Raw genomic sequence first — 15,376 nt, 5'->3', positions numbered from 1 at the left:
CTGTTCGCAAAGCCTTGTATGGCCTCAAACCATCGGCGGCGGACCGGCCAGAACCTCGCGCTTGCCTGCATGGTTGGCGGGGGTGACGACACCTTCCTGCTCCATACGCTCGATCAGGGTTGCGGCACGGTTGTAACCGATCTGGAGACGGCGCTGGACATAGGAGGTCGAGGCCTTGCGATCACGCGTGACCACAGCCACGGCGCGGTCATACAGGTCATCACCCGAACCACCGCCGCCTTCATCACCAAAGGCATTGTCGCCGTCACCGTCCGGCTCGTCGGTGATGAGGTCCAGATATTCCGGCTCGGCCTGTGCCCGCAGATGTTTGCACACCTCGTCCACTTCCTGATCGCCGACAAACGGACCATGCAGACGGGTGATGCGTCCACCGCCCGCCATATAGAGCATATCGCCCTGACCCAGCAGCTGCTCGCCGCCCTGCTCGCCCAGAATGGTGCGGCTGTCAATCTTGGACGTCACCTGGAAGGAGATACGCGTCGGGAAGTTGGCCTTGATGGTACCGGTGATAACGTCCACCGATGGACGCTGGGTCGCCATGATCAGGTGAATACCGGCGGCACGGGCCATTTGGGCCAGACGCTGGACGGCGCCTTCCACTTCCTTGCCGGCGACCAGCATCAGGTCGGCCATCTCGTCCATGACCACGACCAGATAGGGCATGGGCTCGGGGCGGATCTTCTCGGACTCGTAGACGGGACGGCCCTGCTCGTCGAAGCCGGTCTGGACGGTGCGTTCGAAATGCTCGCCCTTTTCCTGGGCTTCGCGGGCGCGTTCGTTATAGCCCGCCACGTTACGCACGCCGAGCTTGGACATACGGCGATAGCGGTCTTCCATCTCGCGCACGGTCCATTTCAGCGCGACCACAGCCTTCTTCGGATCGGTCACAACCGGCGCCAGCAGGTGCGGGATACCGTCATAGACCGACAGTTCCAGCATCTTGGGGTCAATCATGATGAAACGGCAGTCGGCGGGACTGTAGCGATACAGGATCGACAGGATCATCGCGTTGACGCCCACCGACTTACCCGAACCCGTCGTACCGGCGATCAGCAGGTGGGGCATGCGAGCAAGGTCGGCCACGTAAGGCTCACCGCCGATGGTCTCGCCCAGTGCCAGCGGTAGAAGATGGGTCTTCTTGTCGTATTCGCCCGACGCCAACAGATCGCGCAGATACACTGTCTGGCGCTTGGCATTGGGCAGTTCGATACCGATAGCATTGCGCCCCTGAACCACCGAGATACGGCAGGCCTGAGCCGACATGGAGCGGGCAATATCGTCGGCCAGTGCCACCACGCGCCCGTGCTTCACACCCGGCGCAGGCACCAGTTCATACAGGGTGACGACCGGACCCGGACGGATCTGGTCGATCGTGCCGCGCACGCCAAACTCCTGAAGGACTTCCTCCAGCATCTTGGCGTTGGATTTCAGCGACGCCTCGTCGATATTGCCGCCGCGCTGGGCAGGCTTGGCCAGAATACCCAGAGACGGCAGCTCAAACCCGTTCTCGCTCTCGAAACGGAAGGCCTGCTGGTCGACATCCACGGCAGGCTTGGGTGCCTTGACCGCCGAAACCTTGGGTTCGGCCATGCGCGAAGGTTTGGCCGAGGGCGGAGCCACCGGCTCGGGATCTTCCCAAGGCGGTGGCATCTGGTCATCGGCCTCATCCCCGTAATCATCAGATTGTGGCGCGGCGTTTACCGGCTGGGGGGCAGACAGACCCGCAGCCGCCGCCGCTTGCGCCGCTGCCTGGCTGACCATGGGCGCATGACCCTCGGCTTGCGGTGCCTCGTCCATTTCCGGCAGACGGTGACGGGGTTTTCGTGCCTCAGCGGCTTTGGTAGCCTTTTCCTTGCGGGCCGGTTTGACCGCCCGCGCGGGAACGCGGACATTGGCGCCTTTTTCAGCGGCCCATCCAGCGGTGTCCCTGAAATCCATCAGGCGCAGCCCCACTGTATAGCCAAGGCTCCACAGCGCCAGCAGGCCAAACAGAACACCCAGAATAATCCGTGCAAACGGCACTTGCAGGGCGCTCAAACCATTCGCGGTCAGGCCGATAATGCCATCGCCCCATATACCGCCAAGACCCGCCGCCAGCGGCCAGTGCGCCGGTTGCGCCAAAGCCGAAAAGGCTGCCGAGGCCAGCAATACACCTATAATCGCGGCAAAGATTTTTAAACGCGTGGGGTGCAGACGATGCGGTACAGAATCCCCGAGCGCTACCCCCACGCCAAAGGCTCCGACCAGCAACACGGCCAGCCACGCCCCCAGCCCCAATGACTGCATCAGCAGATCGGACAGCACCGCGCCCCCGCCGCCCATCCAGTTCTTCACGGCCTGTGTAGAGGCTGTGTTCCAGCTGGGATCAGCCGGGTTCCATGAACCCAGCGCCACCAGAACCAGTGCGGCAAGCACCGCCTGAATGATCCCGCGGACGCGCACGGCAAAGGGAGCCGCCCACACAATGCGAACGGTATGGAGAGACTGTTGGACGAAAGCGGCAGCGGACATGAAGGCGGACCTCCGGCAAGACTAGACTGTCTTGTGACCGACTAGGGTTAATGTCCTATTTACCAGCCTCCTGCGTGACCAAGTTTGACCTTTACCGCGATCAGGTCGATCACAGGGCTGGACGTGACGCAGCAATGAGGCGACACAGACGCCATGAGCGGTTCTGACTACGACATCATCATTGCGGGGGCCGGCCTTGCCGGTGCCGCTTTTGCTCTGGCTGCGGCACAGGGCGGTCTCAAGGTTGCCGTGGTGGATCCACAGCCTTTCGAGACCCAGCTTGCACCAAACTTTGACGGTCGCTCCACCGCCATTGCCTATTCGACCTTCCGGATGCTGGATGCATTGGGTCTGGGCGAAAGCCTGAGGCCACATGCCTGCCGGATGGACCATATTCTGGTGACCGACGGCCAGCGCCCCAGCGCCTCCAGCCGTCCGCCCTCTCCGGCCTTTATCCGCTTTGATGCCGACGAGATCGGCGACCGCAATGGCGGTGAGCCGTTGGGCTATATGCTGGAAAACCGCCGTATCCGTCAGGCTCTTGCCGAAGCTCTGCCCAAGGCAGGCGTGGAGATGATAATCCCTGCCTCGGTCAAAAAGGTGGATGTCCAGCCGGGCCATGCCCGCGTGACCCTGAATGACGGTCGCACCCTAGAGGCCCCGCTGGTTGTGGGGGCCGAAGGGCGCGGATCGACCGTGCGCCGCGAGGCCGGTATCCAGACACTGGGCTGGACCTATAAACAATCGGGCGTGGTCTGCACCGTCAAGCTGGGCAAGGATCACGGCAATGTGGCCCATGAATATTTCCTGCCGGATGGTCCCTTCGCCATCCTGCCCCTGACCGAACAACGGGTGTCTCTGGTCTGGACCGAAAGTACCCGCCGCGCCGAAGCGCTGAAAGTCTGTTCCAACGAAGCGTTCCACGCGCATCTCTTCCGCCGCTTTGGCGAATTCCTCGACAGTCTCGAAGTTGTGGGGCCACGCTTTGTCTATCCCCTCAGCCTGCAACTGGCTGAAAATCTGATCGCGCCGCGTATCGCCATCATGGGTGATGCCGCCCACGGTGTGCATCCGGTCGCCGGTCAGGGTCTGAATATGGGCCTGAAAGATGCCGCGGCTCTCGCCGAGGTTCTGACCGAAGCCCTGCGTCTGGGCGAAGACATCGGCTCGGAACTGGTACTGGAACGCTATGCCCGCTGGCGCCGCTTTGATACGGCCGTCCTATCTGCCGGTTTTGACGCCTTTGTGCGCCTGTTTTCCAACGATATTCCCCCAGTCCGGTTTGCCCGCGACACCGGCATGGCCATCGTGAACCGCATAGGCCCGCTGCGCCGTGCCTTCATGCACGAAGCCGGCGGTGCTACCGGCGACCTCCCGCGGCTTCTTAGAGGTGAGGCTCTTTGAGCCTCCGAGCCGCACGGCGGCTCGCCGCTACGTTCGCGACGCGGTCGCTCACGACTTGAGCGGATTTTTTTAGAAGCAGGCCCTTTTCAACGTCGCGCTTGGCATCGCGCGGCTGAAAGCCCGCGCGTCAGCAACCGCCCCCTGCTTCAGTTCCCGTCTGTTCCTTGCGCTCAAGCAGCAAGCCCCCGCGGGCCGAGCGATAGCGCGGCGCGAAGCGCCAACCGCAAAGGGCCGCCAGCAAAGCTGGCGGCCCTTTGTGCGAAACTAAAAAAACATGCAGCCTAGTCTTCTAGGCTGCGTGCATCTTCGACCAGCATGATCGGCACGCCTTCGCGGATCGGGAAGGCCAGCTTTGCACCTTGCGAAATCAGCTCGTTGCGTTCGCGATCATAGGTCAGACGCCCGCGCGTAACCGGACAGATCAGGACTTCCAGCAGACGCGGGTCCACGGTGACGGGGGTGTTGAAATCATCGCTCATGAGCGGATTTTAGCCTTATGGTCGCCTATAGCCAAGACAGGACTATTGTACGCTTGGCGGAATATCTTCATCAGGCGCTCCCGCACCGTCAATACGAAGAAGGGCCGTCAGCACCTCGTTGCGCTCATGCAGATAACGCGCCTCGATCAGGGCCTGTTTTTCGGCGGCTTCAAACGGCAAGCCCATGGACAGGCTGTTAATCAGGGCTTCGGGCGGGGCCGCCTTGGCTGCGTCCCAATCAATATCCAGTCCACGCACCCCAAGATAGGGTTGTAGCGCGCCCAGAAAACGCTCGCGGTCAAAGTTCTCATACGGGTCCGGCCCATCCAGATCGTGCTCGTATTCGGCAAAATCGGCCCTGACTTGACGATAAGGGGCCTTGGACTGGATTTCGGTTGCAATCCGAAACCGCGAAATGCCCGTCAGGGTAATCAGGTATCGACCGTCCGATGTTTCGGCAAAGCTGGTAATGCGTCCCGCACAGCCTACACGCATCAGAGGCGGCCGTTCCCCGGCAGGGCCGATGCTCTGGATCATACCGACAATCCGATCACCCGCCATGGCGTCGTCAACCATATTCAGATAGCGCGGCTCGAAAATATTGAGCGGCAATTGACCACGGGACAACAGGATGACTCCGGGCAAGGGAAAGACCGGAATGACCTGTGGCAGGTCCGACGATCTGACATAGCCCTGAGCCATCCTTAATCCATCCTATCCGAACAAGAGCGAGGACAGACGGCGGCGACCGTCCTTGGAAACATCGCTCATGGTGCCCGCAGCATCAAAGACCGTCAGCAGTTCCTTTCGGGCGGCTTGGTCATTCCACTCGCGGTCGGCTTCGATAATGTTCAGCAGTTCATTGACGGCACCGGCAAAATTACCGCTCGCTGCCAGATCCTGCGCCAGTTCGAACCGCGCCTGATGGTCGGCGGGATTAGCCGCCAGCTTGGCTTGAAGCTCGGCACTGGCTCCTGATGCCTTGGAGGCGAGGCTCAATTGGGCGCGCACGGCCTGCACCGACGGCTCCTTGGAATCGACAGGGGCCATGTCGATGGTCTGGGCCGCCTGTTCCATATCGCCATCGGCCAGATAGACCTTGGCCATACCGGCAATGGCTTTTTCGTTTTTCGGGTCCAGTGTCAGGGCTTGGGCAAAGGCCTGTGCGGCTCCGCCCAGATCGGCCAGAGTCAGGGATTCCTCGCCCAGAGCCAGCAATTGCTCGACATCGGGATTGTCACCCTTGCCGCCGGTCAGGCGGTCGATGAAGGCCTTGATCTGGCTTTCCGGCACCGCGCCCTGGAAGCCGTCAACCGGCTGGCCGTTCACAAAAGCATAGACGGTCGGGATCGACTGCACGCGAAGCTGACCCGCATAGGCCGGGTTCGCATCCACGTCGATCTTGACCATCTTGACCGCACCACCGGCCGCGCGGACGTTCTTTTCCAGCAGCGGGCCAAGCGTACGGCACGGGCCGCACCAAGTGGCCCAAAAGTCGACGATCACAGGCTGGGTCTTGGAGGCCTCGACCACATCGCGCATGAAGGTGGCGTCCGTACCATCAACAATCAGATCGGACGGCGGGTTGGCGGACGGGTCAGACAGGCTCATTAATTTCGGCTCCCAGCACGAAACACAAAAACATTAGTTCACCAGATGGTTCTGATGCGGGCCAGACTCAAGACCCGTGCGTCAAACGATACGCTCCATCGCTTCGAAATCGACTACAAAAGCGGGTCTTTGCAGCGTTTCCAGAAAACGCCGGAAATCCGCCTGTGCCAAGGCTGTTGTCGCGGTGTTGACCAGAGGGTGGAAGTTGACGATGTCGGCCTCCCACAAGGCGCGGTCCAGAACAAAGGTCACATCGTGGGCGGGGTCGTTGATCAAGCCCAGCGCCGTCACCGATCCCGGACGCACCCCCAGATACTCCCACATCAGTTGCTCATTGCCGAAGGACAGCCGGTCCGAGCCCAACACCTTATGGGCGCGCTTCAGATCGATAACCGTGTCCTGTGCCGCCGAGATCAGCCACAGACGACCCTTCTTGTCTTTCAGGAACAGGTTCTTGGTGTGAGCCCCCGGCATGTCGGCCTTGAGCTCCAGCCCCTCCTCCACGCGGAACACGGCGGGATGGTCGTGGGTGGTCTGTTCAATTTCGTGCTGTGCCAGATAGGCCAGAAGGCTGTTCCGGTCATATGCTGGCACGGTCTGGATCAGGGCGTCGGGCGATAAAGCGTCGGTTACGTCAGTCATGACCTTGTCGAGCAGGGTGAAGCACCGTTAGGGGAAGATGATAGAACCAACCGATAGCCTGTGGAGCCGAGACTTGGAACTGGAATGCTATCCGATGCACGCGCGGCCGTGCGATCTAGTGCCGGGTCGCCAGTCGCGCGACTGGATGGACGCCTTTGCGGCGCGCCACCCCTATCGCTGTCTGCCGCTGAACATGGCCAATACCACCGGATGGGAAATCCTGTGCCCGTTCGGCTTTACCGCCGAATGGAATGGCGGCCCGTCCCAGACCGACATCACCATCACGCCCGACCATCCGGTGCCGGATCTGGCGCATTTCGTGACCTCGCACTTCTCGCGCGGGATCATCACCATGCACCCGCAATACCTGTTTCGCACCCCGCCCGGTTGGGGTCTGATCGCACAGGGCGCACCCAACCATATCAAGGACGGTATCCAGCCTCTGGCCGGTGTGGTCGAGACGGACTGGCTGCCCTTCCCCTTCACGATGAACTGGATGTTCACCCGTCCGGGGCGCGTGAAGTTCGCCAAGGGTGAGCCGTTCTGCTTCATCCTGCCGATCGAGCATCGCAAGCTGGAAGATATGCAGCCGGTCATCCGCACGCTGGAATCCAATCCGGTGATGCGGGACCAGTTCGACGCGTGGAACCGCGCCCGCACAGACTTTAACAACCGTCTGGCCAATCACGACCCCGCAGCCGTGAAAGAGGCTTGGCAACGTTATTACTTCAAGGGCGAAGTGCCCGAGGAACTGGGCACGGCACCAGAAACCCATGCCAATAAGCGCCGTCTGAAAACGCCCCGCATCGGCTAGAACCTATCGGCTAAGGCATCAAAAAAGCCCGCTTCCTTATCGGAGGCGGGCTTTTTTATAACGTGTCTGCCGATCAGGGCTGAAGGCGATAGCCGCCCGCATCGGTCAGCAACAGACGGGCCTGACCCGGCTCTGCCTCGATCTTCTGGCGCAGACGATAGATGTGGGTTTCCAGCGTGTGCGTCGTCACACCCGCATTATAGCCCCACACCTCGGTCAGCAGCTCTTCGCGCGATACCGGCTTGGAGCCCGCGCGATAGAGGTATTTGAGGATGTTGGTTTCTTTTTCGGTCAACCGCACCTTCTTGCCCGAAGCGTCGACCATGATCTTGGAGGCCGGACGGAACTCGTAGGGGCCGATCTGGAAGACGGCGTCCTCGGACTGTTCGTGGCTGCGAAGATGGGCGCGGATACGGGCCAGCAGGACAGCAAACCGGAAAGGCTTGGTCACATAGTCATTGGCACCGGAATCCAACCCCAGAATGGCGTCGGAATCCGACGACTGTCCGGTCAGCATAATCACCGGTGTCGAAACACCGGCTTTGCGGATCAGACGACAGGCCTCACGGCCATCCATATCCGGCAGGTCTACGTCCAACAGGATCAGATCAGCGCGAGATTCGCGCGCTTGCTTGATCCCGTCCGTGGCATTGGCAACCTGAACGGGGCGAAATTCTTCGTGGATCGCGAGCTGCTCGGCGAGGGCTTCGCGCAGATCGTCGTCGTCGTCGATGATCAGGATCGTCTTGGGCGTCGGCATAATCAGACAATGGCGTCCCAAACGCTCTAAGCCAAGAGGCGGCAACAGTAATAGCGCCTATTACAGCTGTTTTTACCTGTTTCTCTGCCCAAACAGTGCCGAACCGACACGAACATGGGTGGCTCCGCAGGCAATTGCAGCTTCAAAGTCGCCGCTCATCCCCATCGAGATCACATTCAGCCCGTTACTATCGGCGATGGTTTTCAGCATGCGGAAATGGGGAACAGGGTCTTGGTCAACGGGCGGAATACACATTACCCCTTCGATATTCAGCCCGTATGTATCGCGCGCCATGGCAATCATGTCATCGGCATCGGCGGGCAGCACACCGGCCTTTTGCGGCTCGGCTCCTGTATTGACCTGAACCAGAACCCGCACAGACGTGCCGGTCTTGGCCATGGCATCGGCCAAGGCCTTGGCCAGTTTCTCGCGATCCAGCGTCTCGATAACATCGAAAAGTTCGACCGCCTCCAGCGCCTTATTGGTCTGGAGCGGGCCGATCAGGCGCAGTTCCAGACCCCCGCGCTGATGCGCCCAGTGCTGATAGGCCTCCTGCACGCGGTTTTCGCCAAACACGCGCTGGCCCGCACTCAAGGCTGCGGCCAAGGCTTCCGGAGCTTGTGTCTTGCTAACCGCCGTCAGAGTAACCGTAGATGGATCGCGTCCGGCCTGATGACAGGTAGTTTCGATCTGGCCGCGCACAGCCGTAAAATTTTCAAGGATGGACGACGCCGAAAAAGCAGGATTAGTGACGCTCATGTCTTTCTCCGGTGACGCAGACATCCTTTGGGGGACCGCCCTCGCACTAGCGCGTCGGGCGTGCGGTGTCAGCCCGCGCGGACATGCTTTGCCGCCGCTACTGTTCTTTACCGATCCTGATCGTACCCCCGAACCATGGAAGATTGCGCAAAACTTGCCGCAGGGCAGTGCTGTGGTCTATCGCGCCTTTTCCCGCGCGGATGCCGAAGCGACGGGTTTGAAACTACGCGCCGTCTGTGATCGTGCGGGGGTTAAGCTGCTGGTCGGCAAGGACGAGACGCTGGCTACCACCATCAAGGCCGACGGTCTGCATTTGCCGGAAATAGATATGGCGCGGGCCAAACACTTGGCGAAGCAGTATCCGCACTGGCTGTTGACCTGTGCCCTGCATGGACCGCTGGATGGACGCAGCGCCACGGGGCTGGATGCCTTTGTCGTCTCGCCCGTCTTTAGGGCGGGTGGAGCCTCGCGCGCCAAGCCCGATCTGGGAATTGAGTTATTTTCGCAGATTATCGACACCCTGCCCTGTCCTGCCTACGGATTGGGCGGCATCCATCCGGCCAATGCGGCACAGCTATTGACCACACGCGCCTGCGGCATCGCAGGCGTCGAATCCATTATGCGGGCCTTCGGCCGCTGATTAGAATTTAAAGATGGTTTCCAGACGCACACGCGGTTGAGTGCGGCGATCGGTTTCCTGAGCGCGGGCCGGATCACGTTCCGGCGTGGCCAGTTGTGCGGCGGCACCCACGCGCAGACGCGGGCTGAGACGGTAATAGGCACCGGCCTCGACATCACCCCATTCAGTCTCGCGACCGACAGGCTGGTTCAGGTTGAGGTTCAGACCCCAGCGACCATTTTCGTGCAAACGCAGACCACGGCGCTGCGGCTGAACCGTAGCGGCGCGTTCGGTTGCGGTCGAAACGGGGGTGTTCATGGCCTGGGCCAAATTGACCTGACCGCGCGAAGCCGACTGGGCATGAGCCGCCGACGACATTCCGGCTATTGCCAGAGCGCCTGCGATTGCCAGACCTGCTACGCCGATGCGCATCAAACCATCATCCAAAAACGCCCGTACCGATAAATGCGGTTGGGCAACCCGAACTATCTGTCCACAGGAACAGATGGGGTCGATTAGACACCGCTGCCACCTGTGGTCAACGGACTCTTGGCCAATGCAGACACGAATAAGGGGTTGCAGACCAAGTCCGCGTCCACCTGTGTCACATCCGTCACGGATTCCGTGCAGATGGCACAGGCGCTTAATCATAGAGGGGGCGTTTCAAGGTGTGCGGCGACATATATAAATCGCACAGCGATCACCCGCGCTTGTCACACCCCCTTTTCAGCGTGTTATAGAGCATCTTTCCAGTGCTTTGGCCCCGGTCGATATCCGTGTGGCCCTTAGCCTCAATTAATCATCGAGACCTTTTTGGAGATCTTGGAATGGCTTTTGTTCGCGGCGCCGCTCTCGCTCTGGTCGCTACCGGCCTACTTGTTAGCGGTTGCTCCAGCCTGCCGTTCGTAGGCAAGAAGTCCGAAAAGGTCGCTACGGTCGAAGATCGTCTGGGCATCGGCGTGAATGCCTATCTGTGGCGCGCGACGCTGGACACCTTGTCCTTCATGCCGCTGGCCAGCGCCGATCCTTGGGGCGGTGTTGTGAACTATGACTGGTACACCAACCCGCAAACGCCGAACGAGCGTTTCAAAGCCACCGTCTTCATCCTTGACCGCCGTCTGCGCGCCGATGCGCTGAACGTCGCTGTGACCAAGGAAGTCAAAGATGCGTCCGGTAACTGGGTTTCGGCCCCTGTTGCGGCCCAGACCGAAACCGATCTGGAAAACGCCATCCTGACCAAGGCCCGCCAGCTCAACCTTACCAACGCAGCCCGCTAAGGGCTGCGCGCCTCCACCCTTTTCACTTTTTGCTAGTCCTCAGGCCTGCCTCTCGCGTCCCGCCTGAGGCATTGCCTAGGATACGCCGTGGCCCGCTACGAGCCTAAAATCACCGAACCTCGCCAACAGGCCCGCTGGGCCGAGGCTGATGCTTTTTCCGTCTCCAACGAGGATACCGGTCGCCCGAAATACTATGTCCTTGAGATGTTCCCCTATCCGTCGGGCAACATCCATATGGGCCATGCCCGCAACTATGTGATGGGCGACGTCATTGCTCGCTGGAAGCGCGCGCAAGGCTTTGATGTTCTGCATCCGATGGGCTGGGATGCCTTTGGTATGCCTGCCGAAAACGCCGCCATGGAGCGTGGTGTCCATCCGGGCGACTGGACCTATTCGAACATCGACACCATGCGTGGTCAGTTGAAACTGTTGGGCCTGTCGCTGGACTGGTCGCGTGAACTGGCGACCTGTGATCCGGAATATTATGGTCAGCAACAGGGCTGGTTCCTCGAACTGTACAAGCGCGGTCTGGTTTACCGCAAAGAAGGCACCGTCAACTGGGATCCGGTCGACAATACCGTTCTGGCCAATGAACAGGTGATCGACGGACGCGGGTGGCGTTCGGGTGCCTTGGTTGAGAAACGCAAGCTGACCCAGTGGTTCCTGCGGATCACCGACTATGCCGATGACCTGATCGACGGTCTGAAAGACCTTGAAGGCCGTTGGCCGGACAAGGTGCGCCTGATGCAGGAAAACTGGATCGGCCGTTCCAAAGGCCTGCAGATGAAGTGGGCCTTTGCCGGCACCGCGCCTGCCGGTTTTGAAGACGGCGTAGAAATCTACACCACCCGTCCGGACACCTTCTATGGTGCCTCCTTCCTGGGTCTGGCACCAGACCATGCGATCTCGAAACAACTAGCCGACGCCGATCCGCGCGTGGCTGATTTTGTCGCCGAATGCCGCAAGGGCGGCGCCTCGCAAGCCGAGATCGAACAGGCCGAGAAGATTGGCTGGGACACCGGCCTCAAGGCCGTCCATCCGTTCACCGGCGAAGAAGTGCCGGTCTGGATCGCCAACTTCATCCTGTCGGAATACGGCACGGGCGCCATCTTCGCCTGTCCGGCCCACGACCAGCGCGATCTGGATTTCGCCCGTAAATACAATCTGCCCGTCAAGGCCGTGGTGCGTCCCGCCGATGCGGATGACAGCTTCACAGTTGCCGACGAGGCCTATACGGGCCCCGGCGTGCTGTTCAATTCCGACTTTATGAACGGCATGGAGATCGAAGACGCCAAGGCCGCCGCGATCGCCAAGATCGAAGCCGCCGGCACCGGCAAGGGCGCGACCATCTATCGCCTGCGCGACTGGGGCGTCAGCCGCCAGCGCTATTGGGGCTGCCCGATCCCGGTCATCCACTGTGAAGACTGCGGCGTGGTTCCGGTGCCTGCCGACCAACTGCCGGTTGAACTGCCCAAGGACGTCACCTTTGACGTGCCGGGCAACCCGCTGGACCGCCACCCGACATGGAAACATGTCAACTGTCCGACCTGCGCCAAGCCGGCCCGCCGCGAGACGGATACGCTGGATACGTTTGTGGACTCCAGCTGGTATTTCGCCCGCTTTACCGACCCGAAAGCCACCACGCCGATCAATGGGGCAGCAGCGGCCAAATGGTTGCCGGTAGACCAGTATATCGGCGGCATCGAGCACGCGGTTCTGCACCTGCTGTATGCCCGTTTCATTACCCGCGCCCTATCGGATGTCGGCCTGATGGACGTGAAAGAACCGTTTGCGGGTCTGTTCACCCAAGGCATGGTGGTTCACGAAACCTATTTCGACGGCCATGAAGACAGTGGCAAGCCGCGCTGGGTAGAGCCTTCGGACGTGCAGATCGAGCATGTTGACGGCAAGCGCGTTGCGCGTCGTCTCTCAACTGGTGCAGAGATCTCCATCGGCGACGTCGAAAAGATGTCGAAATCGAAGAAAAACGTCGTCGCCCCTGTCGACATCATCGAGACCTATGGCGTGGATGCCGGTCGCCTGTTCGTACTGTCGGACAGCCCGCCCGAGCGCGACGTTCAATGGTCGGCCGGTGGCGTGGAGGGGGCCTCGCGGTTCGTCCAGCGCGTCTGGACCGAGTTCGAGGGCTTTGATCCTGCCGCACCGGCCAATGCCGATGTCGATGCCAGCCTGATCCGCGAAACCCACAAGACCATCAAGGCCGTCAACGAAGGCGTGGAGCATTTCCGCTTCAACTCCGCCATCGCCAAGCTCTACGCCTTCCTCGGTGTGCTGAAAGACCACGCCAAGGCCGGTGGCGAAGCCAAGAAGACCGCCCTGTCGGTTCTGGCCCGTCTGGTCGCGCCGTTCACGCCGCACCTGGCCGAAGAAGGCTGGACCCGTCTGGGTCTGGACGGCATGGTTCTGGATGCCGAATGGCCTGTGTTTGATGCTAAACTGGCCGCTGACGATCAGGTCACTATGCCCGTCCAGATCGGCGGTAAGCGTCGTGGCGAGGTTCAAATGCCTCGTGGTGCTGCTCAAGCCGATGTCGAAGCCGCCGCGCTCGCCAATGCGACCGTTAAGGCCTATCTTGAGGCCAACAACCTGACGGTCCGCAAGGTGATTGTGGTGCCGGACCGCATTGTGAACCTGGTAGCCAACTGATGAAACGCATCCTTCCCCTGTCTGTCCTTGCAGCCTCGGCAGTCCTTCTGTCGGCCTGCGGGTTTACGCCCATCTATGGCCAGACGGGGGAAGGTGCCATTGGCAGCCAGCTCTCGCAGATTGCCGTCTCTACACCGGATGACCGTCTGGGTTATCGCCTTAGAGAACAGCTGGAAGACGCTTTCGGGCGCAATGCTGCCCTGCCCCCACAGTGGCGCTTGGAAACCGCGGTCGAGCAATCGCGTCTGTCTTTAGGTCGCCGCATCGACGACACCGCAACCCGTTATCAACTTACAGTCGTGGCCAAATGGAAGCTGGTTCCGGTTTCCGGTGGCACGCCTTTAACAGGTGAGCGCACCACCACAACCACCTATTCCTCGGCTGACCAACCCTATGCTGCCATTGCCGCCCAACAGGATGGCGAAGATCGTGCCGCAGCCGATTTGGCCCGCCTGATCCGCCTGGATCTGATGCGCGCGCTCTCCAGCCGTTGATCACATGGAGAACGCCGCGTGATCCTGTCCAAGCGGCCCGAGATTGACCGTTTTCTCAAGACGCCCGAGCCTCATATCCGGGTGGCCTTGCTGCACGGCAAGGACCGCTCGGGCGTACAGGAACGCGCGGTCATACTGTGTAAGACCGTCACGTCCGATCTGAACGATCCGTTCAACGTCACCTCGCTGACCGAAACCGATATCGACGCCGACCCGATCAAGCTGGAAGAAGCCCTTACGGCGCTGTCCATGCTGGGCGACCGGCGCCTTGTGCGGGTGCGTCTGGGCGATCCCAAAAGCGGGACGGACAAGGCGCTGGCCGCCGCCGTTATCGCCCATGCCGAGGGGCAATATAACCCCGACGCCCTGTTGGTCATCGAAGCGGGTGCCTTAGGGCGAGAGTCGGCGCTTCGCAAAGCTGCCGAAAAGGCCAGTGGGGCCGCCGCCATCGCCTGTTACGAGGACGAGGTGGGTGATGTCGCGCGTATGACCCGCGATGCGCTGGGGGCCGACAAGGTCGGGCTGACCTCCGACGCACTGGACCGTTTTGTCGCCCGTCTGCCGCGTGAGCGCGGCCTGATGCGGCAGGAAATCGAGCGGCTAATCCTCTATATCGGTCCCGGATCGGGCAAGACCATCGACACCGCCGAACTGGACCTGCATCTGGGCGTAGAGCCGGATGCCTCCCTGTCCGATGCCGCGCTACAGGCGTTTGGCGGGCGAGCCGGTCCCGCACAGGCGGGCCTGCGCCGCGCTCTGGCCGAGGGCGAAAGCGCGGTCATGGCGGTACGCATGATCTCGATGCACGCGGCAAAAATACGCAAGATCAACGTCCTGCAAGCCACAGGAAGTGGCGCAAAAGAAGCCGCCAAGGCCGCAGGTGTGTTCTGGAAACAGGAAGCCGAAATGCTGCGTCAGGCCCGCAGCTGGCGTCTGGAATATCTCGACGAGGTGCTCGACAGCATCAATACCGCCGACATCGCCACCAAGACGACCGGTATGCCCGAACATCTGATTGCAGAGCGCCTGCTGCTGGAAATCTCCGCCCGTGCCCGCCGTATGGGCTTGTAATCGGACTTACCCGCGATGCGACATGCGCTTATAGGCGGGCTTGTTCAAGGCGGCCGCTTCGTGTTGGAGACGTTTTTCCAGCGATTTGGCATCCACACCCCGAGACACACCAAGCCCCTGCCCGCTTGCGGCTTTCTTGGCCTCCAGAGCGCGTTTCATATTCTCGGCGAGGCTGGACTTGGGGGTTTGAGTGCTCATAGGCTCCACCATAGCATAACGGGCCCCGAAAGGCCCGTTACACGTTTTA

At 60.9% G+C, this 15,376-nt stretch carries 16 protein-coding genes; 7 read left to right on the top strand and 9 right to left on the bottom strand.

All coding sequences use genetic code 11. The features are described 5' to 3' along the window. Window positions 1–24: 24 nt before the first annotated feature. Complete coding sequence (locus WEU32_RS00940; protein WP_406852548.1) at window positions 25–2,532, bottom strand: DNA translocase FtsK 4TM domain-containing protein; 2,508 nt, start codon at window positions 2,530–2,532, stop codon at window positions 25–27. 153 nt (window positions 2,533–2,685) lie between these two features. Between WEU32_RS00940 and WEU32_RS00935 the strand changes: the two genes are divergently transcribed. After that, entirely contained in the window at window positions 2,686–3,936 is a 1,251-nt protein-coding gene (locus tag WEU32_RS00935; protein WP_406852547.1) for a UbiH/UbiF/VisC/COQ6 family ubiquinone biosynthesis hydroxylase, read from the top strand. A gap of 281 nt (window positions 3,937–4,217) precedes the next feature. On the opposite strand, the gene WEU32_RS00930 is transcribed toward WEU32_RS00935, so the two are convergent. From WEU32_RS00930 to WEU32_RS00915, 4 genes are all read right to left on the bottom strand, one after another. Next, on the bottom strand, window positions 4,218–4,415 hold the full coding sequence (locus tag WEU32_RS00930) for a Trm112 family protein (protein WP_292052762.1): 198 nt from the start codon (window positions 4,413–4,415) through the stop codon (window positions 4,218–4,220). Window positions 4,416–4,457: 42 nt separating this feature from the next. Then, complete coding sequence (locus WEU32_RS00925; protein WP_406852546.1) at window positions 4,458–5,117, bottom strand: LON peptidase substrate-binding domain-containing protein; 660 nt, start codon at window positions 5,115–5,117, stop codon at window positions 4,458–4,460. 12 nt (window positions 5,118–5,129) lie between these two features. After that, entirely contained in the window at window positions 5,130–6,026 is an 897-nt protein-coding gene (locus WEU32_RS00920) for a co-chaperone YbbN (protein ID WP_312814823.1), read from the bottom strand. 81 nt (window positions 6,027–6,107) lie between these two features. Continuing rightward, entirely contained in the window at window positions 6,108–6,668 is a 561-nt protein-coding gene (locus tag WEU32_RS00915; RefSeq protein ID WP_406852545.1) for a prolyl-tRNA synthetase associated domain-containing protein, read from the bottom strand. A gap of 73 nt (window positions 6,669–6,741) precedes the next feature. Here WEU32_RS00915 and WEU32_RS00910 point away from each other — a divergent pair, with 73 nt between their 5' ends. Next, on the top strand, window positions 6,742–7,482 hold the full coding sequence (locus WEU32_RS00910) for a DUF6065 family protein (RefSeq protein WP_406853469.1): 741 nt from the start codon (window positions 6,742–6,744) through the stop codon (window positions 7,480–7,482). 73 nt (window positions 7,483–7,555) lie between these two features. On the opposite strand, the gene WEU32_RS00905 is transcribed toward WEU32_RS00910, so the two are convergent. Together WEU32_RS00905 and WEU32_RS00900 are read right to left on the bottom strand one after the other, a co-directional pair. Beyond that, complete coding sequence (locus tag WEU32_RS00905) at window positions 7,556–8,242, bottom strand: response regulator transcription factor (protein ID WP_167175591.1); 687 nt, start codon at window positions 8,240–8,242, stop codon at window positions 7,556–7,558. Between the two features lie 72 nt (window positions 8,243–8,314). Beyond that, complete coding sequence (locus tag WEU32_RS00900) at window positions 8,315–9,001, bottom strand: YggS family pyridoxal phosphate-dependent enzyme (protein ID WP_406852544.1); 687 nt, start codon at window positions 8,999–9,001, stop codon at window positions 8,315–8,317. Here WEU32_RS00900 and WEU32_RS00895 point away from each other — a divergent pair. Further along, window positions 9,000–9,641 carry a thiamine phosphate synthase gene (locus tag WEU32_RS00895; RefSeq protein ID WP_406852542.1) on the top strand — a complete coding sequence of 214 codons (642 nt, stop codon included), beginning with the start codon at window positions 9,000–9,002 and terminating at the stop codon, window positions 9,639–9,641. The two genes, WEU32_RS00900 and WEU32_RS00895, sit on opposite strands and share 2 nt — an antisense overlap. Here the strand turns inward: WEU32_RS00895 and WEU32_RS00890 are convergent, their stop codons facing one another. Next, window positions 9,642–10,052: an NtrZ family periplasmic regulatory protein gene (locus WEU32_RS00890; RefSeq protein WP_312138750.1), complete on the bottom strand. Its 411-nt coding sequence runs from the start codon at window positions 10,050–10,052 to the stop codon at window positions 9,642–9,644. A 395-nt stretch (window positions 10,053–10,447) separates the two neighbouring features. Between WEU32_RS00890 and WEU32_RS00885 the strand changes: the two genes are divergently transcribed. From WEU32_RS00885 to holA, 4 genes are all read left to right on the top strand, one after another. Then, window positions 10,448–10,897: a DUF3576 domain-containing protein gene (locus WEU32_RS00885; protein ID WP_312138748.1), complete on the top strand. Its 450-nt coding sequence runs from the start codon at window positions 10,448–10,450 to the stop codon at window positions 10,895–10,897. 87 nt (window positions 10,898–10,984) lie between these two features. Next, complete coding sequence (gene leuS, locus WEU32_RS00880; protein WP_406852541.1) at window positions 10,985–13,564, top strand: leucine--tRNA ligase; 2,580 nt, start codon at window positions 10,985–10,987, stop codon at window positions 13,562–13,564. Further along, window positions 13,564–14,058: an LPS assembly lipoprotein LptE gene (lptE, locus tag WEU32_RS00875; protein WP_406852540.1), complete on the top strand. Its 495-nt coding sequence runs from the start codon at window positions 13,564–13,566 to the stop codon at window positions 14,056–14,058. The genes leuS and lptE overlap by 1 nt, the downstream gene beginning before the upstream one ends. Before the next feature lie 18 nt (window positions 14,059–14,076). Then, window positions 14,077–15,129, top strand: coding sequence for a DNA polymerase III subunit delta (holA, locus tag WEU32_RS00870; protein WP_406852539.1), 1,053 nt, complete (start codon window positions 14,077–14,079; stop codon window positions 15,127–15,129). A 6-nt stretch (window positions 15,130–15,135) separates the two neighbouring features. On the opposite strand, the gene WEU32_RS00865 is transcribed toward holA, so the two are convergent. Next, a complete protein-coding gene (locus WEU32_RS00865; protein WP_406852538.1) occupies window positions 15,136–15,327 on the bottom strand; it encodes a hypothetical protein in 192 nt (63 codons plus the stop codon). Window positions 15,328–15,376 lie beyond the last annotated feature (49 nt).

Origin of the sequence: Brevundimonas sp. BH3, assembly GCF_045345115.1 — a bacterium.
Taxonomy (GTDB): domain Bacteria; phylum Pseudomonadota; class Alphaproteobacteria; order Caulobacterales; family Caulobacteraceae; genus Brevundimonas.
Note: the sequence above shows the minus strand (reverse complement) of the source record. Positions and strands in the feature narration are given on the sequence as shown.